Genomic DNA, 22,645 nt, shown 5'->3' with positions numbered 1-22,645 from the left:
GCCGCCGTCTGGCGCTCGGCGAAGCGCTGGCGCACATCGCTGAAGTCGCGCGAATAGCCGGTGTCGCCGGCGTAGAACAGATGGCAGTCGTCGGCGAACACCGCGAAGCCGCCCCACAGCGTCATCATGCGGTCGTTCAGGCCGCGCGCCGACCAGTGCTGCGCGGGCACCAGCACCACGTCGACGCCATGCTGCGGCAGGCGGTGGTGGTCCCACCAGTCCAGCTCCACCGCATGGCGGATGCCGCGCGCGGCCAGCCAGGGCTTCAGGCCCAGTGGCACGACGAACAACGGCGGCCCGCCAGGCTGGCGGTTCAGTGCCTTGACCGAGGCTTCGTCGAGGTGGTCGTAGTGGTTGTGCGAGGCCAGCACCAGGTCGATCTGCGGCAGTTCGTGCAGCGCCAGCCCCGGCGGCTGGTGGCGCTTGGGGCCGACGGCACGCAGCGGCGACGCGCGCTGCGAAAAGATCGGGTCGGTCAGCAGCGTCAGGCCGGCCATCTGTACCAGCGCGGTGGCGTGGCCGATCCAGGTGACGCTGGGCTGGCCGGCATCGCGCGTCGACAGCTCGCCGTGCGTCGCCTGTTGCGCATAGGCCTGAAGACGCGGCAGGTCCGGGCAGGCCGTGGGAATCGGAGCCTGCGGCGGCTTGGGCACGCCGGCACGTGCGGCGTCCAGGCGCCATCGCATCACATCAGCCAGGCTGCGAGTCACCTCGTCGCTGTGGTTGTTGCGGAAGCCGTCCGGCCGATGGTGTGGCTTGCTGGGGTCGTAGTAGGGGTTCATGTGATCGAGGCGCGCTAACGCGCCAACAGCCTGGGCAGCGATGCCGCGATCATCGCCACGCCGGAGGCCGTGAGCAAGGCCAGCACGATGCGGCGGGAGGTCTGATCGCTCAAGCCCAGGTGCACGCGCGCGCCCAGCAGCGAGGGCAAGGCCATCGCCGGCGCGACCATCGCGAACAGAGGCAGCATCTCGCGCGTGACCGCGCCGGTGCCCGCCTGCACCGCCATCGTCACCGCCAGCGCGGCGAGGTTGAAGTTCTGCACGATGGTGCGCTGCAGGTCCTTGTCGTAGCCGCGCAGCGTGCACCACAGCGCTGGCGCCACGCCGGTGAAACCGCCGATGCCGCCCATCACGCCGCCGACCACGCCGACCGCGCCATCGGCCAGCCGTCCGCCGTGGTGGATGCGCGGAATGCGGCCGGAGAACAGCATCGCCGGGCACCAGGTGACCAGCAGCAGGCCGAACAGCGCCTTGAACATCGGCGGGTCGATCACCCGCAACGCCAGCACGCCCAGCGGAATGCCCAGCAGGCCGCCCAGCAGGTAAGGCACGAAGACCGCGTGCATCAAGGACCGGCGTGTCGAGACCGCCGCGACGATCTGGCCGGTGAGGCCGCCGAACACCGTCAACACGCCGGCGATCTGCGGCTCGATGCCCCAGACCCAGAAAGACATCGCCACCATGCCGAACGCAAAGCCCGACAAGCCCTGCACGAAGCCGGCAACGGCGGCACCGACCAGCAACAACAGCAACAGATCGACGCTCATGCTCAGCGCCTGCCCAGGCCGTCGATCAATAGCGCGACGCAGCGCTGCGAGGCCCGGCGCACGAAGGCGGCATCGACCGCGGCCTGCGGAATGCGCCGCCCCGCCATCAACAGCGCCAGGCCATGAACCAGCGACCAGGCGGTGAGCGTCAGGTCGCCGACATCGCCTTCGCGCAGCGCGCCGCTGGCCTGCCCGGCCTTGACCACATCACTCAGCGTGTCGGCCAGCGCGGCACTGGCTCCGGCCAGCGAGGGGTGGGCCTGCCAATCGGTGATGGCGGCGCCGAACATCAGCTGCAGCAGCTGCGGCTGGCGCACGCCAAAGCGCACATAGGCGCGCCCGCAGGCCTGCAGTTGCGCCGCGGGCCCGCCGGCCGTGGCCGCCACGGTGCGGCGGTTGATGGCAATCAGCTCGCGAAAACCCGCCTCGGCCAAGTCGGCCAGCAAGGCCTGCTTGTCGGCATAGTGCCGATAGGCCGCGGCATGGCTGACACCGGCGGCCTGCGAAATCTCGCGCAGGCTCACGGCCTCGGCACCGCGCTGCGCGATCAGCGCCGACGCCGCCGCCTGCAGCGCGTTCTTCAGGTCGCCGTGGTGGTAGCGCGTTTTGCCGCTGTCAGCGGCCGCGTCGGCAGCGGCGTGAGCACGGGCCATGCAGCACCTCGTCAAGTTGACAGTGGAAACATTATGGCCTATCGTTTCAATGTAGCCACTGTCAACATCACCTGTTCTCGCACCGCTGACAAGGACACCCCATGAACCCCGAAATCCTGCTGGCCTACCTGCATTTCCTCGCGCTGATCGGCACCGCCAGCCTGCTGGTCAGCGAACTCGTGCTGTGCCGTCCCGGCCTGCAAGGCGACGCGCTGCACCGACTGCGCAAAGTCGACAGCGCCTATGGCGCCTTCGCGGCGGCAACACTGCTCACCGGCGGCATGCGCCTGTTCTGGGGCGCCAAGGGCGGCGTCTACTACCTGGCCAATCCGGTGTTCCACACCAAGTTCGGGCTCTTCGTCGCGATCGCCCTGTTGTCGATCCTGCCTACCGTGCGCTTCATCGGGTGGTCCAAGGCCGCCAGGCGCCAGAGCGGCTTCGTGCCCGATGCCGCCGCACTGGCCCGCGTGCGCTTGCTGCTGCGGGTGCAGGTGCTGCTGCTCACCGCCCTGCCCTTGCTGGCCGCGATGATGGCGCGCGGCGTCACCAGCTTCCGGTGATGATGGGCGTTAGAGTCCGACCTGACGCGCCGCGCGCCACTCGGTCCACACCACCACGCCCAGGCCGGCCATCACCATCGCCAGACCGATGAAGGCGGCCGGCCGCGGCTGTTCACCCACCACCAGGATGGCCAAGCCGAAGGCCGTGATCGGCTCGCCCAGCGCCAGCGTCACCGCGGTGCTGCCGGCGATGTGACGCTGCGCGCTGCTGAACAGCAGGTAGGACACACCGGTGGCCACCACCCCCAGGTACAACAGCACGGCCGCGCCGCTGGCCGTCACGCTGACCGGCCCGGCCAGGGCCCAGGCCAGTGGCGTGGCGATCAGTGCGGCGCTGCCGAAGACGGCCAGGGTCGCGATGGCCGGCGGCGCGTTGGTCACCAGTTGCTTGTTCAGCAGCGCGTACGCGGCATAGGACAAGCCGGCGATCAGGCACAGGGCGATGCCCAGCGGCGAGGCCTGCAGCTGCGCCGTGCCGGCCAGCACCAGCAGGCTGCCGCCGGCCACCGCCAGCAACGTGCCGCACCACCAGGACCGCCGCGGCGCCTGGCGCGTGAACAGCGTTTCCAGCAGGCCGGCCCAGATCGGCCCGCTGCCGATGGCCACGGCCGTGCCCACCGCAATGCCGCTGGCGCGCACGCCGGCAAAAAACGCCAGGTTGTAGGCGGCGATGCAGGCGCCGGCCAGCAGCACCGGCTGCCAGCGCAGTTGCGCCAGGCCGCGGCGCAGCGGTTCACGCTGCAGCAGCACGAAGGCCAGGAAGAACAGGCTGGCCACCACCAGCCGCAAGGCGCCGACCCAGGTGGCCGGCAGCCCGCTGGGCGCCAGGCTCTGGGCGGTGCCGGTGGTGCCCCACAGCGTAGCGGCCAGCAGCGCCATGCCGGCACCGGCCAGCGCCACCTGGGCCGGCCGCGCAGCGGGCAGGCCGGCATCGAGGGAAGAACTGGGGGTCATGGTGAAAGCCGTTGTCGACACAGGGGCGAGCCTAGGCGCCGGCAACGCAGCCGTCTTGACGCAGGCAATGGCGTCTTTGACCGAGGCTATGACCGCCGCAGCGCCGCCGGCGTGGTGCCCAGGCGTTGGCGCAGCGCACGGTTCAGCGCCGATTGTTCGGAGTAACCGCAGCGCAGCGCGATCTGCGCGATCGGCGCCGTGCCGCCGCGCAGCTGCGCGACCGCCGCATCGAGGCGCAGATCGGCCAGGTGGCGCGCCGGGCTCTTGCCCAGCTGGCGCCGGAACTCGGCATGCAGGTGGCTGGCCGACAGGCCCACCGCCGCCGCGACATCGGCCACCCGCAGCGGCTCGGCGAAACGCTGCTGCATCAGCGCCAGCGCCTGCTGCAGCTCGGCGCTCAGGCGCGGTGCGGGCTGCAGCAGCGTGCGGCTGAGCACCGCGTCGCACAGCAGCGCGGTGGCGTGGCGCTGGACCTCGGGCGCCAGCTGCGCCTCACGCGCCGGGCCGGCGATGTCGTGGATGTAGTGCAGCAGATGGCTCAGCGAGCGGTCCAGCGTGAAGAAGCGGCCGGCGCTCGCGGCGCAGTCGAAATCGAGCACGACGAAACGGTTGGGACCGCTCGCGCCGAAGCGATGCAGCAGGCCGGCGGGAATCAGCACGCCGACACCGTCCTGCACCACGCCTTCGCAGACAGCGCCGTCATCGGCACCGCGCTCGCCCACCGCCAGCGCCATCGCGCCCTGCAGCGGCAGCACCGCCTGGGCATGGCCATGCGCGTGCAGGCCACCGCCGGCGGGGTAGCTGCGCACGGTCATGCTGGGGGTGTGGAGCAGGCTCATCTGCGGCCGATGTTAGCCGCGGCGCCGGCGCAGCGCCTGCCCGGCCTGCGCAGGCCTGACAGAGCGGCCACGGCCAGCAGGCCGCCAGGACTTGCCGCCGCGCTTGCCGCCCGCTAGATCGCACCGATGCTGCCGGTGATCGGCAACACCAGCCCGGTGATGTAACCGGCGCAACTCGGCGCGGCCAGGAACACATAGGCCGGCGACAACTCTTCCGGCTGCGCGGCGCGTTTCATGTCGGTCTTGTGGCCGAAGCTGGCCACCTCGTCGGCTGGCTTGTCGGCCGGGTTCAGCGGTGTCCACACCGGGCCGGGCGCGATGGCGTTGACGCGGATGCCGCGCTCCAGCAGGTTGCTGGCCAGGGACTTGGTGAAGGCGTGGATCGCGCCCTTGGTGGCGGCATAGTCCAGCAGGTGCGCACTGCCTTCGAGGCCGGTGACCGAGCCGGTGTTGATGATCGAGCCGCCACGCGGCAAGTAGGGCAAGGCGGCACGCGCCATGCGGATGTAGCCGCCGATGTTGGTGTTCAGCGTCAGCATCCAGCGCCGGTCGTCCAGGTCTTCCAGCGCGTTCGTGTGCTCCTGGAATGCGGCGTTGTTGACCAGCACGTCGAGGCGGCCGAACGCCGCCACGGTGCGCTGCACGGCGCGGCGGCACCAGGCATCGTCGGTCACGTCGCCCTTGAGCAACAGGCAGCGCGTGCCTTCGGCTTCGACGCAGCGGCGGGTCTCTTCGGCATCGCCGTCGGACGAGTGGTAGGCCACGGCCACGTCCGCGCCTTCGCGCGCGAACAGCACCGCCACCGCGCGGCCGATGCCGGAATCAGCGCCGGTGATCAGCGTGCCGAAGCCACGCAGCTTGCCGCTGCCACGGTAGTCCGGCGCTTCGAAGCGCGGCCGCAGCAACAAGTCGCTCTCATGGCCGGGCTTGCGCAGATGCTGGGCCGGCATGTCGCGCGGCTGTTCGCGCGCGCCGGCCTGCACGGCCGGGTCTTCTTGGCCGGCCGGCGGGGGCGGCTCCTGGGCGTCGCGCTGGTCCTGGTCGCGCTGGATCTCACGCTGGGTAGCCAGACTGCTGTCTGCCTCTCGCCAGGGTTGGTCGAGTCGGATCATCGGGACCTCCTTCGCGCCTGTATTCGGGACTCCGGGCACGTGGCGTGCCTGCCCGCCCTTGCAAGCTGCGTGACGCAACACACGACCTCCGCCGAACAACTGTAAGAGCCCCTCTTGCCGCGGCGGCTGCGGGCGAAGATCCGGTGAATCGCAGGAGTCTTCGCGTGTGGAAATACCTCGCCGGCTTGTGTGCCGGCTGGCTGGCCTGTGGGCCGGGCCTGGCGGCCGAACTCAGTCCGACGGAACTGCGCTGGCTGCAAGGTGCGCAGCCGGTGCTGGCCTTCGCGAAGGCCAGCCAGTTGCCGCTCGACGTCATCGTGCAGCCGCAACCCACGCCGGGAGCCGCGCCGCTGGCGCTGGCCTTCGTCGATGGCCGCTGCAAGCTGGTGCTGTCGATGCGCGGCAACCCGGAAGCGCAGGCCACGCTGGACCGCATCGCGCCGGCGCTGCTGGCGCCCACCCTCGAGCTGATGGCCGCGCATGAACTCGGCCATTGCCGGCGCTACCTGGACGGCGCCTGGTATTCGCTGCCCGCCGGCTTCACCCCCGCCGAGCCCGAGGCACTGCCCGCCACGCTGCGCGCCGCCTATGCCGACATGCAGGCGGCGCGCCGCGAGGAAGCCTTTGGCGACCTGGTCGGACTGGCCTGGACGCAGCAGCGGCACCCGCAGCATTACGCCGCGCTGCATGCCTGGCTGGTGGCCGAACGCTCGAAGGACCGCATTCCCGGCAGCCACCACGACACGCTGGTCTGGGTGCGGCTGGCGCGGGACGGCATTGCCGGCGGCCAGGCGTCGATCTTCAGCGCCTCGGCCGTACTGTGGACGGCGGGCCTGGCGCAGGACCCGGCAAAGGACGACTGAAGCGGCACCCCGTTTGCCCCGACCTGGCAGGCTTCCATGCTGCGAGGTGAATGATGGTCAAGGTTCTGGTGCTGTACCACAGCATCCACGGTCACATCGAACAGATGGCCCAGGCCGAGGCGCTGGGCGCGCGTGAAGTGCCGGGGGTGGATGTCACGATCAAGCGGGTGCCCGAAACCCTGTCGGACGAGGCGCTGCGCCAGCTCGGCGCCAAGCTCGACGCGTCCACGCCGGTAGCGACGCCCGAGGAACTGCCCGATTACGACGCCATCCTCTTCGGCACGCCGACCCGCTTCGGCAACATGAGCGGGCAGATGCGCAACTTTCTCGACCAGACCGGTGGGCTGTGGATGAAGGGCGCGCTGGTCGGCAAGGTCGGCAGCGTGTTCACGTCCAGCGCCACCCAGCACGGTGGTCAGGAGAGCACGATCCTCGGCTTCCACGTGACATTGCTGCACCAGGGCATGGTCATCGTCGGCCTGCCGTACAGCGAATCACGCCAGATGGGGCTGGACGAGATCAAGGGCGGCAGCCCTTACGGTGCATCGACCATCACCGGCAACAAGGGTGAGCGCCAGCCCAGCGAGCAGGAACTGGGCATGGCCCGCTTCCAGGGCCGCCATGTGGCGACCATTGCCGCCAAGCTGGCGCGGCCCACCTGAGCTTGCCCGACAACAGGCAACAAGCCAGCGCCGGGCCGTTCCAGGCGCCGCAGGTGCCAAGCAACTACCGGGCCACGGCGCTGTGGACAAGTGGACAGTTCGAGCTGGCGCTCGAACCGGTCGGCTTGCCGTGGACAACGCTGCGCGTTGCCCACCGCGCCAACCTCTGCCCACTTCCCCACAGCGCGCGACGGCTATCAAGCGACTCAAGGCATGAAAACCAGAAATCGCTTAGACGGGAAGATACAAGGGGCTGACACTCAAGCCGGCACCAGGCGCAGACGGGTGATCTCCGACGGCGCGCCCAGCCGCTTCGGCGGCCCCCAGTAGCCGGTGCCGCGGCTGGTGTAGACCCACAGCTGCTGCAACTTGTGCAGGCCGGCGGTGAAGGGTTGCTGCATCGGCACGAACAGGTTCCAGGGCCAGAACTGGCCGCCGTGGGTGTGGCCGGACAGCTGCAGATGAAAGCCCGCGCGCTGCGCCGCGGCGGCACTGCGCGGCTGGTGGGCCAGCAGCACGCGCACCTTGGCACTGGCCGGCGCGCCCTGCAGCGCCGCAACCGGGTCGCTGCGCTGCAGGGCATCGAAATGGTGGGCGCCGTAGTCGGTGACGCCGGCCAGCAGCAGCTGCGCCGGGCCCTGCTGCAGCAGCACATGCTCGTTCAGCAGCACGCGCAGGCCCAGCCGCCGCAACTCGGCCACCCAGGCCGCCGCGCCCGAGTAGTACTCATGGTTGCCGGTGACGAAGAAGCTGCCGTGCCGCGAACGCAGCCCGGCCAGCGGCGCGACATGCGACGCCAGGTCCTGCACGCTGCCGTCGACCAGATCACCGGTCACTGCCACCAGGTCCGCATCGATCGAGTTGACGCGTTGCACGATGGCCTCGAGGTAGCCGCGGCGGATGGTCGGGCCGACGTGCACATCGCTCAGCTGGGCGATCGTGAAACCGTGCAGCGCCGGCGGCAGGTCGGCGATCGGCACCTCCACCGTGACGATGCGCGCGGTGCGCCGCGCGTTGACGAGACCCCACAGCGTGACCAGCGCGGCGACGAGGGCCACCGCGCGGCCACTCACCTGCGACAGCGTGTCCATCGGCAGCGCCAAGCCCAGCAGCGCATTCGCCGCCGCCAGCAGCAGCAAGGCCACATCGCGCAGCAAGCTCAGCACGAACAGCGAGGAGAACAGCCCCAGGCAGATCAGCCCGCCCCAGATCAGCGCGCGCGACCAGCGGCTGCGCTGCATGTTGCGCCCGCTCAGGCCCAGCGGCATCAGCCACGCCGAGCTCAGCAGCAGCAGCGCGAGGCTGGCTTGCAGCACCGGCCAAGCCTGCCAGGCCGGCAGCAGCCGCCAGGCGATCAGGCCATGCAGCAGGAACGACAACAAACGAAGTGGCATCGGTTCAGGCGCGAGGGGGCACCCAGGCGGCGCGGGCGCGCCGGACCCTGGCATATGGCGCAGATGGCCGCGTTTTCAATCACCGGCGCAGGACCGGGTCGACCGAAGGCGGCGGCGACGGCGCGGGGCTCAGGGTGTGCGCCGACAGGATCGGCACGCGCGCCGGCTCGTCGAGCGCGGCCGGAGCTTCCGGCTGCAGAGGCCCGACCTCCAGCACAGCGGGCGGTGCTTGCCGCGGCATCAAGGGTCCCTCCGGCGGCTCCAGCGGCTGCAGGGCGCCCTCGGACTGCGGTTCGGGGTTCGGCGGCGGTGGCGGTCGGCGTGACGGCGGGAACTTCGCCTTGGCATCCAGCCCGCCGGCCTTGGCCACGGACTGGAAAAAGTCGCCCACCAGCAACAGCGCCCCATGCCCACCCTGGCCCCAGTGGCTGCTGCGCATCGTCACCCGGGCGTCGTTGAAGCCCACCCAGGCCCCCGCCACCAGCGAGGGGTGCATCAGGATGAACCAGCCGTCGGTGTTGTTCTGCGTCGTGCCGGTCTTGCCGGCGACATCGCCCACCACGCCGAAGCGCGACCGGATCTGCGTGCCGGTGCCGCGATCGACCGCGCCACGCATCATGTCGATCAACTCGACCGCCGCGGCCTCCGACATCGCCCGCCGCGTCTGCGAACCGTACTCGGCCAGCACCGCACCATGCCGGTCGCTGATGCGGCGGATCATCAGCGGCTGGTGATGCTCGCCGAGCTGCGCAATGCTGGCGTAGGCATTGACCATCTCGAGCAGGCTGACCGGACTGGTGCCCAGCGCCAGCGAGGGCACGGCGTCCAGCGTGCTCTGGTCGACGCCCAGCGCACGGGCCAGCGCGACGATGCGGCCAACGCCCACCTCGTGCGCCACCTGCGCGGTGATGGTGTTCTTCGACTGGATCAAGCCCTCGCGCATGGGCATGCCCTGGTAGCTGGCCTCGGACATGTCGGTGGGCCGCCAGACGCTGCGGTCGGCCAGCACGAACTCGATCGGCTCGTCGAGATAGCTGTGGTCGGGGCTGATGCCGCTCTCCAGCGCGGCGCCGTAGACGAAGGGCTTGAAGGTCGAGCCCGGCTGGCGCGCGGCCTGCGCGACGTGATCGAACTGGTCCTGCGCAAAGCCGCGGCTGCCGACCCAGGCCCGCACTTCGCCGCTGGCCGGGTCCATCGCCAGGAAGCCGGCCTCCAGCCGCGTCTTGGCCTGCTTCAGGCCCTGCACCAACGCGCCATCGGCCATCAGCCGCTGCAGCGCCGCGGCCTCGCTGCCGGTCTGCTTCAAGGCCTGCGGGTACTCGGGGCGTTCACGCAGCCAGGCCGACAGCAGCTCGGGCCGTTGCCGCCAGAAGTGCGCAAACGGCTGCACGCGTGAACGCGCCTTGGCATAGGCCTGCGCCGAGCCGGATTGCACGCGCAGGCCGGCGGCGCTCCATTCCACGTCGGCCACCGCCTGCAGCGCATCGGCCTGGCGCTGCACGGCCTGCGTCGCGGCCTGCTGCAGCCGCGAATCGATGGTGGTCTGCACCACCAGGCCATCGGTGTAGAGGTTCAGGTCGTGTTCGTCGGCCCAGGCGATCAGGCCCTTGCGCAGGTGCATCGCGAAGTGCGGCGCATCGCCCATCAGATCGGGCTGCCGGTTCAGCTGCGCCGTCAGCGGCCGGTCCTTCAGCGCCTGGAATTGTGCGTCCGCCAGCATGCCGTGCCTGACCATCTGCGTCAGCACCACGTTGCGCCGCTTCAGGGCCCGATCGGGGTAGCGGATCGGGTTGTAGTAGTGGGTGCCCTTGAGCATGCCGATCAAGGTGGCGCTCTCCAGCACATCCAGCTCGGCGGCAGGTTTGTCGAAGTAGGTGCGGGCCGCCATCTCGATGCCGACCACGTTGTAGAGGAAGGGGGCGGTGTTGAGATACAGCTCCAGGATCTGCGGCTTGGTGAACACGCGCTCGATGCGCACCGCAGTGACCAGTTCCTTGGCCTTGCGCGTCAGCGTGCGCGAGCGGCCGATCTCTTCCGGAAACAGGTTGCGCGCCAGTTGCTGCGTCAGCGTCGAGCCGCCTTGCGTGTCGCCCATCAGCGTGCGCCATGCCGCACCGAGCGTGCGGTAGACATCGACACCGCGGTGCTGGTGGAAGCGTGCGTCTTCGGTGGCGATCAGCGCCTGCACGACATGTGGCGACACCTGCGCCAGTGTTATGCGCTGCTGCTGCGCACGGCTGAATTCCGCGAGCTTCACACCATCGACCGACATCAGCACGCTGGGCCGGGCCTGCTGCACCTCGTGCAGGCGGTCGACGCCCGGGGCCAGCGGCAACATCAGCAGCATGAAGAGGCCGCCGGCCAGCGCCACGCCGAGCAACGCCCACAGCGCGCCCCATGCCATGCGGCCGACCACCCGACGCCTGTTGTTCACCTGCACCACCTGAGCCCTCGCACGCCATTGGCAATACCGACCCTCCGGCAATCGACGTGCCCACCGGCCGCTCGACGCGGGCGGGTCTCCGGGGCCGGCGAAACCATGTAAAGAAAATCCGGGCTGTGCGCGCTGACATCGCCGGCGACGTTGAAAAGTCATCCTCTTCACGCAACGGTGGTGCTGCCATGGCTGCCTGCAAGTCTCACTGGTTTCTGCGGACTCTCACGCTCCGGCGCGCGCTGTTGGCCGCTGCCGTCGGCACGCTCACCGGCTGCGTCGTCGTGCCGGCTGATCGCTACTACGACGGCTACTACGGCGGCGCGGTGACCACTGCGCCGCCGGGCGAGGTGGCCGAGGTGGTGACCGTGGCGCCCGGCCCCGGCTACTTCTGGATCGGCGGCTACTGGAACTGGGTGGGCCACCGCCATGTGTGGGTGGGCGGCCACTGGCAGGCCCACCGCCCGGGCTACCACTGGCAAGCGCACCGCTGGCACCGTGACCGCAGCGGCTGGCGCGCCGCACCGGGCCATTGGCAGCGGCGCTGAGCCCGGCGCGTGCCGCAGGCCCGGCACGTCAGACACGTCCGACAGCAGCGTGCGCCATGCGCCGCTGGTGCACGCGCGTTGAGGACCGCACACTACCCGTGACGTCACGGGAGAGTTGATTCATGCCAGCCGGTCCCTCGATCGCGCCGGCGTTGGCCGATGACACGCCCGCGCCTGCACCCGATCGCCTGCCTCTGCACATGCCGATCGATGTGCGCAGCGCCGCCATTGCACTCATCGCGCTGCTGGCCAGCCTGTACACGCTGCACTGGGCGCAGGCGGTGTTCATCCCGCTGCTGCTGAGCGTGATGTTCAGCTATGCCTTGTCACCGCTGGTCAACCGGTTGCAGCACTGGCATGTGCCGCGGGCCATCGGCGCGGCACTGCTGATGGTGACGGTGCTGGGAGGTGTCGGCGCGGCGGTCTATTCGCTGAGCGACGACACCACGGCACTGGTCGAATCGCTGCCTGGCGCGGCGCAGAAACTGCGTGAATCGCTGCGCAGCCCACGCGGCGCGCCCAGTGGCGCGATTGCCAAGGTGCAGCAGGCCGCCAGCAAGCTGGAGCAGGCCGCCGAGGAGAGCAGCAGCGCGCCGCCCCTGACCAACCGGGGCGTGACCCGCGTGCAGGTCGAGCGGCCGCGCTTCAACATCAAGGACTATCTGTGGAGCGGTACGCTGGGCCTGGTCGGCTTTGTCGGGCAGGCTTTGACGGTCATCTTCATCACCTACTTCCTGCTGGCCTCGGGCGACATGTTCCGGCGCAAGATGGTGAAGATTGCTGGCCCGCACTTCAGCCGCAAGAAGATCACGATCCAGTTGCTCGACGAGATCACGCAGCAGATCCAGCGCTACCTGCTGGTGCAGTTGCTGATCAGCGCGCTGGTCGGCCTGGCCACCTGGGGCGTGTGCCTGGCCGTGGGCCTGGAACGCGCCGCGGTGTGGGGTGTTGCCGCGGGCGTTCTGAACATGGTGCCCTACCTCGGCGCGCTGGCCACCGCCGGCGGGCTGATGCTGGTGTCGCTGATGCAGTTCGGCACGCCCAGCATGGCGCTGCTGCTGGGCGGCGCCGCGCTGGCCATCCACATCGTCTCCGGCCAGCTGCTCACGCCCTGGCTCACCGGCCGCGCCTGCCGCATGAACCCGGTGGTGATCTTCGTCGGCGTGCTGGCCTGGGGCTGGCTGTGGGGCGTCTGGGGCCTGCTGCTGGGCGCGCCGCTGCTGATGGCGCTGAAGGCCGTCTGCGACCGCATCGATTCGCTGAAGCCGGCCGGCGAATTGCTGTCGGCCTGAGCCCGCCACGCCGAGCTCGCCGCCATGTCCTGGTTCGGACCGCAGGCCGCTCACATTGCACGTCATCCAGGCGTGTTCGTGCTCGGCACGTTGAAGGCGTTTCGTGCCAACCAGGGCCTGTTGCTGGCCGGCGCGGTGGCCTACTACGCCTTGCTGTCCATCGTGCCGCTGCTGATCCTGACGGTGATCGCGCTGTCGCACGTGATCGACCAGCAAATGCTGCTGCAAACCTTGGGCCGTTACCTCGAATGGCTGGTGCCGGGCCAATCGCGCGCCATCGTCGCCGAGTTGGCGAACTTTCTCGCCCACCGCGACGTGATGGGCTGGCTGCTGCTGGCCACCATGCTGTTCTTCAGCTCGCTGGCCTTCACGGTGCTGGAGAACGCGATGTCGGTGATCTTCCACCACCGCGTGGCGATCCGGCGGCGGCGCTTCCTGGTCTCGGCGATCATGCCCTACCTGTACATCCTGTGCCTGGGCCTCGGGCTGCTGCTGGTCACGCTGGTGGCCGGCAGCCTGCAGGCCATCGGCCAGGAGGAGCTGGCGTTCCTCGGCCGCAGCTGGTCGCTGCACGGCCTGTCCGGCCTGCTGCTGTACCTGCTGGGTTTCGCCGGCGAGGTCATTGCGCTGACCTCGGTGTATTTCGTCATGCCGGTCGGCCGCCTGTCATTGAGCCATGCGCTGATCGGCGGCCTGACCGCCGCGGTGCTATGGGAGCTATCGCGCCATGTGCTCGTGTGGTATTTCGCGACACTGTCGCAGATCAGCACGGTCTACGGTTCATTGACCACCGCCATTGCCGTGCTGCTGAGCCTGGAGCTGGCGGCCGCCTTGCTGCTGCTGGGCGCGCAGGTGATCTCGGAATACGAACGGCTGGGCGCCGTGCACCGCGGACTGCCGGCCGAGCCTTTCACCACCGGGGCGGCCTGAGCCGGAGCTGCCGCCTTTCAGACCGTAGCAGGCGCGCGAAGCGTTGTTGGCCGAGGTCAGGCCCGTGCCTATGCCGCCGAGAAAACCGGCCGGCTGCCCCAGCCGCGCCAGCCCCGGCGCGACGGTGAACGGTGAGCCGCCGATGCGAGCATCGCAGCCCATGCCGTTGGGCGTATCGCCGGTGACGAACACATCGAACAGCGCCTCTCCGCACACGATGAACATGGCCATCAGTCCCCAGGGTTAACCATTAAATCACTCAGCTTGATTTATTAGACCGCAGTGCCGAGAATTGCGCCACCCGCTGGATCCCCAGCCCCGAGGCTGCCATGACCCCCCACACCCACCGCGTGCCGCCCGGCCACACGCTTGAGCAACGCGCTGAACGCCCGCCCAGCCCCACAGGACATACCCTCATGAGTTCGCTGAAAGACAAGCTGGCGCCGCTGCACGCGCATATCGGCACCCTGGGCCCGCTGATCGCGCTGCTGGCTGCCTGCCTGTTCTTCACGTCGCAGACCGACCGCTTCCTCAGCGGCGGCAACCTGTCGCTGATCCTGCAGCAGGTGATGGTGGTCGGCGTCATCGCGATCGGCCAGACCTTGATCATCCTGACCGCCGGCATCGACCTGTCCTGCGGCATGGTGATGGCGCTGGGCGGCGTGGTGATGACCAAGTTCGCCACCGACCTGGGCGTGCCGCCTGCGCTGGCCATCCTGTGCGGCATCGCGGTCACCACGCTGTTCGGTCTGTTGAACGGGCTGCTGGTCACGCGCATCAAGCTGCCGCCCTTCATCGTCACCCTGGGCACGCTGAACATCGCGTTTGCCATCACGCAGCTGTACTCGAATTCGCAGACCATCACCGGCTTGCCGCCGCTGATGACCGGGCTGGGCAATACCTTCACGATCGCCGGCACCGAGGTGGCCTGGGGCACGCTGCTGATGCTGGCACTGTTCGGCCTGACCTGGTTCGTGCTGCGCGAAACCGCTGCCGGCCGGCATGTGTATGCGGTCGGCAACAACGCCGAAGCGACGCGGCTGGTCGGCATACCGACGCAGAAGGTGCTGCTCGGCGTCTATGTGATGGCCGGCGTGTTCTACGGCCTGGCTTCGTGGCTCAGCGTGGCGCGCACCGGTGTCGGGGACCCGAATGCCGGGCAGACCGAGAACCTGGATGCGATCACCGCAGTGGTGCTGGGCGGCACCAGCCTGTTCGGCGGGCGTGGCGTGGTGCTGGGCACCTTGGTCGGCGCGCTGATCGTCGGTGTGTTCCGCAATGGCCTGACGCTGATGGGCGTCTCGTCGATCTATCAAGTCCTGGTGACCGGCATCCTCGTGATCCTGGCCGTCGCCACCGACCAACTGTCTCGCAAAGGAAGCCGCTGACATGAGCGCCCCTCACATCGTGATGCAAGCCACCGGCCTGGTGAAGCGCTACGGCCAGGTCGTCGCACTCGACGGCGCGGACTTCGAACTGCGCGCCGGCGAGATCCTTGCGGTGATCGGCGACAACGGCGCCGGCAAGTCCTCGCTGATCAAGGCACTGTCTGGCGCCGTGGCGCCGGACGAAGGGGAGATCCGGCTCGATGGCCAGACCATTCGCTTCAAGAGCCCGATCGAGGCGCGGCGCGCCGGCATCGAGACGGTGTACCAGGACCTCGCGGTGGCGCCGGCCATGACGATTGCCGAGAACCTGTTCCTCGGCCGCGAGATGCGCCGGCCCGGTCTGGCCGGCCGCGTCTTTCGAATGTTGGACAAGCGGCGCATGCTGGAGATCAGCATCGCCCGCATGCAGGACCTGAAGGTCGGCATCCGCTCGATGACGCAGGCGGTGGAGACGCTTTCCGGCGGCCAGCGCCAGTGCGTGGCAGTGGCACGCGCCGCAGCCTTTGCGCAGCATGTGGTGATCATGGACGAGCCCACCGCGGCGCTGGGCGTCAAGGAAGGCAATATGGTGCTGGAGCTGATCCGCCGTGTGCGCGACAAAGGCCTGCCGGTGGTGCTGATCTCGCACAACATGCCGCATGTGTTCGAGATTGCCGACCGCATCCACGTCGCGCGACTGGGCCGCCGTGTCGCGGTGCTGAACCCGAAGAAGATCAGCATGAGCGATACCGTCGCGGTGATGACCGGCGCCATGCGGCCCGAGGACATTCCAGCCGAATGTTTGGCCCACTGACATCTGTCTCACTGACCTCTGGCCCACTGACGCCTGGCGCATTGAGAACAAAAGGAATCCCGAACCATGCTCAAAGGCATAGACCCGCTGCTGACTCCCGAACTGCTGAAGGTACTGGCCGAGATGGGCCATGGCGACGAAATCGTCGTGGCCGATGCCAACTTCACGGCCACCAGCCTGGGCCGCGGCAAGCCGGTGATAGTGATGCCCGGCGCCGGTGTCGAGCGCACCAGTGCCGCGCTGCTGTCGCTGTTGCCGCTGGATGCCGCGGTCGCGCAACCTGTGGCCTATATGAAGGTCTGCGATACACCCGACGGCTACCGCAGCGCGCTGCAGCGCCGCGCGATCGACGCGTTTGAGGCAGCCGGCTGGTTGCGTGCCGGACAATGCGAAGCCATGGATCGATTCAGCTTCTACGAACGAGCCCGCCAGGCCTTTGCGATCGTGCACACCGGCGAGTTGCAGCCCTATGCCAACTTCCTGTTCAAAAAGGGTGTGATCGGAGAGCCGCTTGCCACCTGATCCGCATCTGCGGCCGCGGGGCTCCAGCCAGGGCGGCCTGCGCCAGTTCAACGAACGTGTGGTGCTGCAGGCCATACGGCTGCACGGTGCGCTGCCCGGCGCCGAGTTGGCGCGGCTGACGCACCTGACCGCGCAGACCATCTCGCTGATCACCAAGCGCCTGCTCCACGATGGCCTCTTGATCAAGGGCGAGCCGCAGCGCGGCAAGGTCGGCCAGCCCTCGGTGCCGCTGGCGCTGAACCCGGATGGCGCCTATGCCATCGGCATCAAGATCGGCCGCCGCAGCCTGGATGTGCTGCTGGTCGACTTCACCGGTGCGGTGCGAGAGCGCTGGTCTGGCGACTACGCCTTCCCCGAACCCGCGCAGCTGCTGGCCGAGATAGGCCAGCGCCTGAAGGCGGTGAAACGCAAGCTCGACCCCACGGCACGCGAGCGCATGCAAGGCATCGGCATTGCGATGCCGTTGTCGTTGGGCGGCTGGCAGACCTTGCTGGACATGCCGCCCGAAGTGGCCGCGCGCTGGCCCGGCATCGACCTGCGGGCTGAAGTGGCCAAGCTCAGCGATTGGCCGGTGCAGGTATTGAAGGACACCGCCGCCGCCTGCGTCGCCGAGCTGGTGGCCGGCCGCGGCCGCAGCACGCCGAGTTTTCTGTACATCTTTGTCGACACCTTCATCGGCGGCGGCCTGGTGCTGGACAGCCACTTGCGCGCTGGCGTGCACGGCAATGCCGGCGCGATCGGCTCGCTGCCCATGGGGCGCGCTACCCGGGTGGGCGGCAAACAGGCGGCGCCGGCACAGCTGCTCAGCGTGGCATCGCTGAACAACCTGGAGCGGCTGTACCAGGCCGAAGGGCTGGACATCGCCGCAGTGGCCGACGAGCGCGCGCTTCAGAAGCCCTGGCTCAAGCTGACCGAACGCTGGCTGGCCGATGCAGCCTCGGCGATTGCCTTCGCGGTCAACGGCACCACCTGCCTGCTGGACCTGGACTGCGTGATCCTCGACGGCTCCTTCAGCCGCAAGCTGCAAGAGGCGTTGCTGGCCGCCGTCGAACGCGCGCTGGCTGACTACAGCTGGGAAGGCATCAACCCGCCGCGGCTGATGCCGGGCACGATAGGCTCGGACGCGCGCGCCATCGGCGGCGCGCTGCTGCCGCTGTATGCCAACTTCGCGCCGGACCGCGACCTGTTCCTGAAGATCGCTGTCGAATGAGCCCGCGCTTGGCGGCCGCATTAGCGGCCCCATTGGCGGGTTCATCCCCAGCATGTGAGCAGGCCGAAGACCTGCGCCGTATGCACGGCTGAACCACCGGGCCGGCGTGAGCCGGTGCCCGTGCCGAGCGCGAAGGCCGGCGCTCAGTTCGACGCCGCGGAGGCAGGCGGCGGTGGCACGACGATCACGGTCGGGCTGTCAGCCGGCTTGCCCGGCTCACCTTGCGGCCCCGGTGGCCCTGGAACCGGGGCCGGTGCCGGCGCGGCCGCGGGGGGCGGCACATTGACGACGGTGGGCTTGTCACATCCATACAAACCGGCGGCGACCAGCAGCGAGGAAATCAACAACGGATGGTTCACGGAAACTCCTTCGGGACAACAAGGGCCGGTCAGCGCATGCCCGAGGCATCGCCACCGGCCGAGGATCAGCCGGCCGCGATGAAACGGTCGGCGCGTGCGGCTTCAAGCACCCGCTTCAGGCTCGTGTCCAACGGGTCGACCGGCCGGCGATGATCCAGCCACGCGTTGGGCTGGGACAGCCATAGCGCCAGGGCTCGTCAAAGACCGTGGCCAACACGCCCAGCATTTGCCGCGAGCCGGGCTTGCTGTACAAGGGTACCGCGCTCGAACCGGAACAGCGGTAACCAGAAGCTGTCATTCCATTCAAAGCTGAAAACCGCGCCCGACACGGCGCGAAACGATGGTCTGGTTCATGGCGATGTCCCTTTCCGACAGCTTGCACAACGCAAGCCGCGCACGTCTGTGCGCTGGAACACGGCAGACGGGGCCGATCTAGGGTTTGGCCGCCACCAGCGGTGCCACCACGCGGGGCCGGATCATGAACAGGCGCTCACGCTTCTGGACGTCGTGGCTGCGGGTCGAGAACAGCGCGCCCACCAGCGGGATCGCGCCGAGCACGGGGATGCGCTCGTCGTTCGATACCTTCTGATCGCTGCGGTAGCCGCCGATCAGCAGCGTGGCGTCCTCGTCCACCAGGGCCTGCGTGCTGACCACGCTGCGGCGCACCGTGGGCAGTGTATCGACGGTGCGGTCCTGGATCGCGCCGTCCTCGATGTCGACCACCAGCCGCACCGAGCGCGGCTGGCCGTCGCCGGCTTCCACCACGCGCGGCGTCACGCGCAGCGTGGTGCCCACGGTCACCGGCGTGACGGTGGCCACGCGTTCGCCCTGGGTGCGGATGTAGAAGGTCTCGGACAGGTCGATCAGCGCGCCGGCGTTGTCCACCGTCAGCACCGAGGGCCGGCTCTGGATCTGCGCCTCGCCCTGGGTTTCCAGCGCGCGGATGCGGGCCACCAGGTAGTTGCCGGTGTCCTGCGACACCGTCGTCGGCGTGACGCCACGACCGCCGCTCACCACCGACAAGGCGCCCTGCGCCAGCGTGGCCGCGGGGTTGCCAAAGCCCAGCGCCAGCGTGCCGTTGCGCCCGCCCCAGGTGATGCCCAGTTCGTCCAGCCGCGTGGCGTTGATGTCGATGATCAATGCCTCGATCTCGATCAGCGGCGTCGGCACGTCCAGCACCGCCACCAGGCGCTCGTACAGCGGCAGGCGTTCGGGCGTGTCCTGGACGATCAGCGCGTTCAGGCGTGAGTCGGCCTGGATGCTGGGCGTGCGTGATGCGGCCGGCCGCGAGGATCGGGCCGGGGCTGCGCCCGCGGCGGTAGCGCCTTGGGCGGCGGCCGTCGAGCCGGGGACCGCCGCAGCGCCCGCGTTGGCCACGGTTGTGGGCGAGGTCTCGGCCACCGTGCGCAACGGCGTGGCCAGCGACACCAGCACGTCGCTGGCGCCACCGCCCGCCCCATTGATCAGGTTGCGCAGCACGGTGGCCAGGCCGGGCGTGGTGATCTCGCGGTCGCGGAACATCATCGTGCGGTCGTCCACCGAGGCATGGCGCAGCCGGTACACGGCCACCTGCAGACCGCCCGCGCCCTGGGTCGGCAACAGGGCCAGCGTCTGCTCGATGCGTCGCACGTAGTCCGGCGGGCCCGAGACCAGCACGATGCCCTGCTCGGGCAGTTCGCCCCAGCCGAAGCGCGGGTCCAGCAGGCCCATGTCGGACAGCGCACGCTTGATCGCTGCCGGGTTGCCGCTGACCGGCAGCGCACGCTGCACCGATTGCGATGCACGCGTGACCTGCAGCGTGCCGGCATGCACCGTCCACACGAAGCCGTAGACGCCGCCCAGGCGCTCGATGAACTCGCTCGGGTTGCGGCTGTTGAAGCGGCCATTGACGGTGCCGGTGACGCCCTTGTCGAGCTGCAGCGCCAGGCTGAAGCTGGCGGCAAATTCGCCCAGCACCTTGTCCAGCGGCAGGTTCTCGGCGTACTGCGTGTAGGGCACCTCGGGCCAGGGCGGCGTGGCGCCGCGCGCTGTTCCGGCCAGGCCGGCGCACAGCAGCGCCGCGGCCAGGCTTCGCCACAGCAGCTTCATCGCGCGGCCTCCAGGTGTTTCCAGAACACCACCGACTTCAGAAAGTCGTCCACCGCCTCGTCGAAAGCCACCGGCGACAAGCCCTCGCACAGCCGCTGCTGCAGCATGAAGGCCTCGGCCTCGGCGTCGATCACCAGCGCCTGCGGGTGGCCGCGCAGACGCGCGGCGCCGGCGCGCAGCAAGGTGTCGATGCGCTCGCCTCGCTCACTGCGCTGGTGGCCGGCCGGCGGCAGCGGCGCGATGCGGGCTTCGAACAGCAGGCCGCCGCCGGGCAGCGGCTGCAGCTGCATGCGGGCGCGGTCGCCTAGCGCCAATGTCAGGCGGCCATCGGGGCGCACGCTGTCGGACTTCAGGCCCTTGCGCTGCAGGCAGGCCAGCAGCTGGGGATGGGGGGTCATCGCGGCTCCTCCGGGTCGTGGCCGTGGTGGTGGCCGTCGTTCAGGGCGCGCACCGCGCGCAGCAGTTCGGCCACCGGCGCGACCAGTTCGGCCGGGATGAACTGTTCGATCTCGGCGCTGGCCATCAGCGCCCGCGCCAGCGGAATGTTCTGCATCACCGGCACGCCGGCGGCGATGGCTGCGTCCTTCATGCGTTGGGCCAGCGCGCCTTCGCCCTTGGCCAGCACCAGCGGCAGCGGCGTGGTCTCGGGCTCGTCGTAGCGCAGGGCGATGGCCAGGTGGGTGGGGTTGGTCACCACCACGCTGGCCTTGCGCGCCGCCTGCACCGCGCCTTCGGCCAGCATCTCCTGGTGCAGGTGGCGGCGCTTGTGCTTGATGTGCGGGTCGCCTTCCATTTCTTTGTACTCGCGCTGCACTTCGTCCTTGCCCATCATCAGCTGCTTGCGGTGCTGCAGGCGCTGGTAGACCCCGTCGAAGCCGGCGATCACGCAGTAGGCCACCGCCACCTGCTTGAACAGGCTGGCCATCAGCGCACCCACTGCCACGCCCACGCCTTCAACGCCGGCGCGCGGGACCGTCAACAGGCCGCCGATCTCATGCGCCAGCAGCAGCCAGATCACGCTGCCGACGACGCCGATCTTGAACACCGACTTCAGCAACTCCACCCAGCTCTTGGCGGCGAACATGTTCTTCAGGTTCTGCCCGACATCGAGCTTCTTGCCCGACGGCTGGATGGCCTTGAAGGCCAGCAGCACGCCGACCTGCAGCATCTCCACGAAGATGCCGATGACGACAACGATGCCGATGAAGGGCAGCAAGAATTCGATCGCCGCGCGCGCCAGGCCGCTGATCAGCGCATCGGCGGCAGCGTCGAAGGCCATGCCGGTGAGCGAGGCCGGCAGCAGCATCATGTCGGCCAACGAGGCCAGCAGCGACTTCGCATGGGCGATCAGGTAGCCGAACAGCGCCAGGATCAGCACCGTCTGCGTGAAGTCCTTGCTGTGCGCGACCTGGCCTTGCTGGCGCGCGTCGCGCAGCTTCTTGGCGGTGGGTTGTTCGGTCTTTTCGGACATGGCCTCAGCGCACGGTCAGCGCACCGTCAGAGTGCGTTGCAGGAATTGGGTACCGCCTTGCCAGACCTCGCGCGTCCACTCGCCGGCATAACTGAACAGCGTGCCCATGTAGACCGCCAGCACCAGCACGGCCAGCCCGCTCTTGATCGGCATGGCCAGGAAGAACACCTGCAGCTGCGGCGCAAAGCGGCTGATCAGCGCCAGCCCCAGCTCGGCCATGAACATCGCCACGATGACCGGGGCCGACCAGACGATGGCGGTGCGCACCAGTGCGTCCAGCTGGCCCAGCCACAGCGCCGGCCCGTCGGCCGCGAAGGCCGGCCGCCACTGCAGCACCGGCCACAGCGTGAAGCTCTCGTACAGCACCGACAGCAGCAGCCCGAAGGCCCCGCTGACGAAGACGAAAACGATGAAAGCCTGGTTGAACAACTGGCCCAGCGGCGAGCTGTCGTTGCCGGTCAGCGGGTTCAGCGTAGCGGCGATGCTGGCGCCGCGCTGGTTGTCGATGAAGAAGCCCGCAGCCTCGAAGGCCCAGAACGGCAATGCCAGCACGAAGCCGAGCAGGAAACCCAGCCCGGCTTCCTTGCTGACCCACAAAGCCAGCGCCAGGCCCTGCGGCACCTGATCCAGCTGCGACAGCAGCGGCGGCGCGGCCAGCAATCCGATACCGCCGGCCAGGCCGAGGCGCAACAGGCCCGGCATCAGCTGCCGCGCGAACAGTGGCACGGCGATGAACATCGCCAGGATGCGCGGCTGCGTCAGCCCCCAGGCGGCGGCGAAGGCGCGCAGCTCGGCGTAGGTGGTGGCGTCCATATCAGGGATTCATTGCGCTGCGCGCCACTCGCGACGCATGAATCGTTGGCACATGTGCGCGTGACTGCAGTCGGCCCATTGCGGTCTTTGGTGGTTGCTGGAAGCGGACGTTTGGACTGTCTTGCCTTTGCCGGTGATTCTTCGTTGCACTGCGCCGGGATTCCGCCCCGGCAGGCGGGTCACTTTCTTCCTGGCCGAAGAAAGTAACCAA

Annotated in this window: 22 protein-coding genes; 10 read left to right on the top strand and 12 right to left on the bottom strand. The window is 69.1% G+C overall.

The genetic code is table 11. The annotated features are described in order from the left end of the window. From VLK61_RS28260 to VLK61_RS28250, 3 genes are all read right to left on the bottom strand, one after another. Positions 1-782 (bottom strand): MBL fold metallo-hydrolase (locus VLK61_RS28260; protein WP_325426351.1); only part of this gene is annotated, 782 nt, incomplete at its 3' end. Between the two features lie 14 nt (positions 783-796). After that, a complete protein-coding gene (locus VLK61_RS28255) occupies positions 797-1,549 on the bottom strand; it encodes a sulfite exporter TauE/SafE family protein (RefSeq protein WP_325426349.1) in 753 nt (250 codons plus the stop codon). A 2-nt stretch (positions 1,550-1,551) separates the two neighbouring features. Next, complete coding sequence (locus tag VLK61_RS28250; RefSeq protein WP_325426347.1) at positions 1,552-2,202, bottom strand: TetR/AcrR family transcriptional regulator; 651 nt, start codon at positions 2,200-2,202, stop codon at positions 1,552-1,554. A 101-nt stretch (positions 2,203-2,303) separates the two neighbouring features. Between VLK61_RS28250 and VLK61_RS28245 the strand changes: the two genes are divergently transcribed. Further along, positions 2,304-2,762: a DUF2214 family protein gene (locus VLK61_RS28245; RefSeq protein WP_325426345.1), complete on the top strand. Its 459-nt coding sequence runs from the start codon at positions 2,304-2,306 to the stop codon at positions 2,760-2,762. A 9-nt stretch (positions 2,763-2,771) separates the two neighbouring features. On the opposite strand, the gene VLK61_RS28240 is transcribed toward VLK61_RS28245, so the two are convergent. The 3 genes from VLK61_RS28240 to VLK61_RS28230 form a co-directional block, all read right to left on the bottom strand. Then, complete coding sequence (locus tag VLK61_RS28240; RefSeq protein ID WP_325426343.1) at positions 2,772-3,716, bottom strand: DMT family transporter; 945 nt, start codon at positions 3,714-3,716, stop codon at positions 2,772-2,774. 86 nt (positions 3,717-3,802) lie between these two features. Next, positions 3,803-4,555: an AraC family transcriptional regulator gene (locus tag VLK61_RS28235; protein ID WP_325426341.1), complete on the bottom strand. Its 753-nt coding sequence runs from the start codon at positions 4,553-4,555 to the stop codon at positions 3,803-3,805. A 113-nt stretch (positions 4,556-4,668) separates the two neighbouring features. After that, a complete protein-coding gene (locus VLK61_RS28230; protein ID WP_325426339.1) occupies positions 4,669-5,667 on the bottom strand; it encodes an SDR family oxidoreductase in 999 nt (332 codons plus the stop codon). Positions 5,668-5,831: 164 nt separating this feature from the next. Here VLK61_RS28230 and VLK61_RS28225 point away from each other — a divergent pair, with 164 nt between their 5' ends. After that, positions 5,832-6,530 (top strand): hypothetical protein, encoded by a 699-nt coding sequence (locus VLK61_RS28225; RefSeq protein ID WP_325426337.1) that lies wholly within the window; start codon positions 5,832-5,834, stop codon positions 6,528-6,530. A 53-nt stretch (positions 6,531-6,583) separates the two neighbouring features. After that, positions 6,584-7,192, top strand: a complete 609-nt coding sequence (wrbA, locus tag VLK61_RS28220; RefSeq protein WP_325426353.1) for an NAD(P)H:quinone oxidoreductase — start codon at positions 6,584-6,586, stop codon at positions 7,190-7,192. Positions 7,193-7,452: 260 nt separating this feature from the next. Here wrbA and VLK61_RS28215 read toward each other — a convergent pair whose 3' ends face one another. Next, complete coding sequence (locus VLK61_RS28215; protein ID WP_325426335.1) at positions 7,453-8,586, bottom strand: metallophosphoesterase; 1,134 nt, start codon at positions 8,584-8,586, stop codon at positions 7,453-7,455. 79 nt (positions 8,587-8,665) lie between these two features. Beyond that, the gene (locus tag VLK61_RS28210; protein ID WP_325426333.1) at positions 8,666-11,020 is read right to left on the bottom strand and encodes a penicillin-binding protein 1A; all 2,355 of its coding nucleotides are present in this window, start codon (positions 11,018-11,020) and stop codon (positions 8,666-8,668) included. Between the two features lie 245 nt (positions 11,021-11,265). On the opposite strand from VLK61_RS28210, the gene VLK61_RS28205 reads away from it, so the two are divergent. From VLK61_RS28205 to VLK61_RS28175, 7 genes are all read left to right on the top strand, one after another. Next, entirely contained in the window at positions 11,266-11,568 is a 303-nt protein-coding gene (locus tag VLK61_RS28205; protein WP_325426331.1) for a hypothetical protein, read from the top strand. A gap of 122 nt (positions 11,569-11,690) precedes the next feature. After that, entirely contained in the window at positions 11,691-12,860 is a 1,170-nt protein-coding gene (locus tag VLK61_RS28200) for an AI-2E family transporter (protein WP_325426329.1), read from the top strand. Positions 12,861-12,884: 24 nt separating this feature from the next. Continuing rightward, on the top strand, positions 12,885-13,790 hold the full coding sequence (locus VLK61_RS28195) for a YihY/virulence factor BrkB family protein (RefSeq protein ID WP_325426327.1): 906 nt from the start codon (positions 12,885-12,887) through the stop codon (positions 13,788-13,790). Positions 13,791-14,206: 416 nt separating this feature from the next. Continuing rightward, on the top strand, positions 14,207-15,178 hold the full coding sequence (locus VLK61_RS28190) for an ABC transporter permease (protein ID WP_325426325.1): 972 nt from the start codon (positions 14,207-14,209) through the stop codon (positions 15,176-15,178). Between the two features lies 1 nt (position 15,179). After that, complete coding sequence (locus VLK61_RS28185; RefSeq protein WP_325426323.1) at positions 15,180-15,971, top strand: ATP-binding cassette domain-containing protein; 792 nt, start codon at positions 15,180-15,182, stop codon at positions 15,969-15,971. Positions 15,972-16,037: 66 nt separating this feature from the next. Beyond that, positions 16,038-16,493 (top strand): RbsD/FucU family protein, encoded by a 456-nt coding sequence (locus VLK61_RS28180; protein ID WP_325426322.1) that lies wholly within the window; start codon positions 16,038-16,040, stop codon positions 16,491-16,493. Beyond that, complete coding sequence (locus VLK61_RS28175) at positions 16,483-17,703, top strand: ROK family transcriptional regulator (protein ID WP_325426320.1); 1,221 nt, start codon at positions 16,483-16,485, stop codon at positions 17,701-17,703. The genes VLK61_RS28180 and VLK61_RS28175 overlap by 11 nt, the downstream gene beginning before the upstream one ends. 791 nt (positions 17,704-18,494) lie before the next feature. On the opposite strand, the gene sctC is transcribed toward VLK61_RS28175, so the two are convergent. From sctC to sctT, 4 genes are read right to left on the bottom strand one after another with little or no spacing between them, the layout of a single operon-like run. Next, complete coding sequence (gene sctC, locus VLK61_RS28170; protein ID WP_325426318.1) at positions 18,495-20,150, bottom strand: type III secretion system outer membrane ring subunit SctC; 1,656 nt, start codon at positions 20,148-20,150, stop codon at positions 18,495-18,497. After that, positions 20,147-20,548 (bottom strand): CesT family type III secretion system chaperone, encoded by a 402-nt coding sequence (locus tag VLK61_RS28165; protein WP_325426316.1) that lies wholly within the window; start codon positions 20,546-20,548, stop codon positions 20,147-20,149. Before VLK61_RS28165 ends, sctC begins: the two co-directional genes overlap by 4 nt. Further along, entirely contained in the window at positions 20,545-21,621 is a 1,077-nt protein-coding gene (gene sctU, locus VLK61_RS28160) for a type III secretion system export apparatus subunit SctU (protein WP_325426314.1), read from the bottom strand. The genes VLK61_RS28165 and sctU overlap by 4 nt, the downstream gene beginning before the upstream one ends. A 15-nt stretch (positions 21,622-21,636) precedes the next feature. Continuing rightward, positions 21,637-22,434 (bottom strand): type III secretion system export apparatus subunit SctT, encoded by a 798-nt coding sequence (gene sctT, locus VLK61_RS28155; RefSeq protein ID WP_325426312.1) that lies wholly within the window; start codon positions 22,432-22,434, stop codon positions 21,637-21,639. Positions 22,435-22,645 lie beyond the last annotated feature (211 nt).

Origin of the sequence: Aquabacterium sp. (genome assembly GCF_035476535.1) — a bacterium.
In the GTDB taxonomy this organism is placed as follows: domain Bacteria; phylum Pseudomonadota; class Gammaproteobacteria; order Burkholderiales; family Burkholderiaceae_C; genus Pseudaquabacterium.
This window is presented reverse-complemented; position numbering and strand designations above follow the sequence as displayed.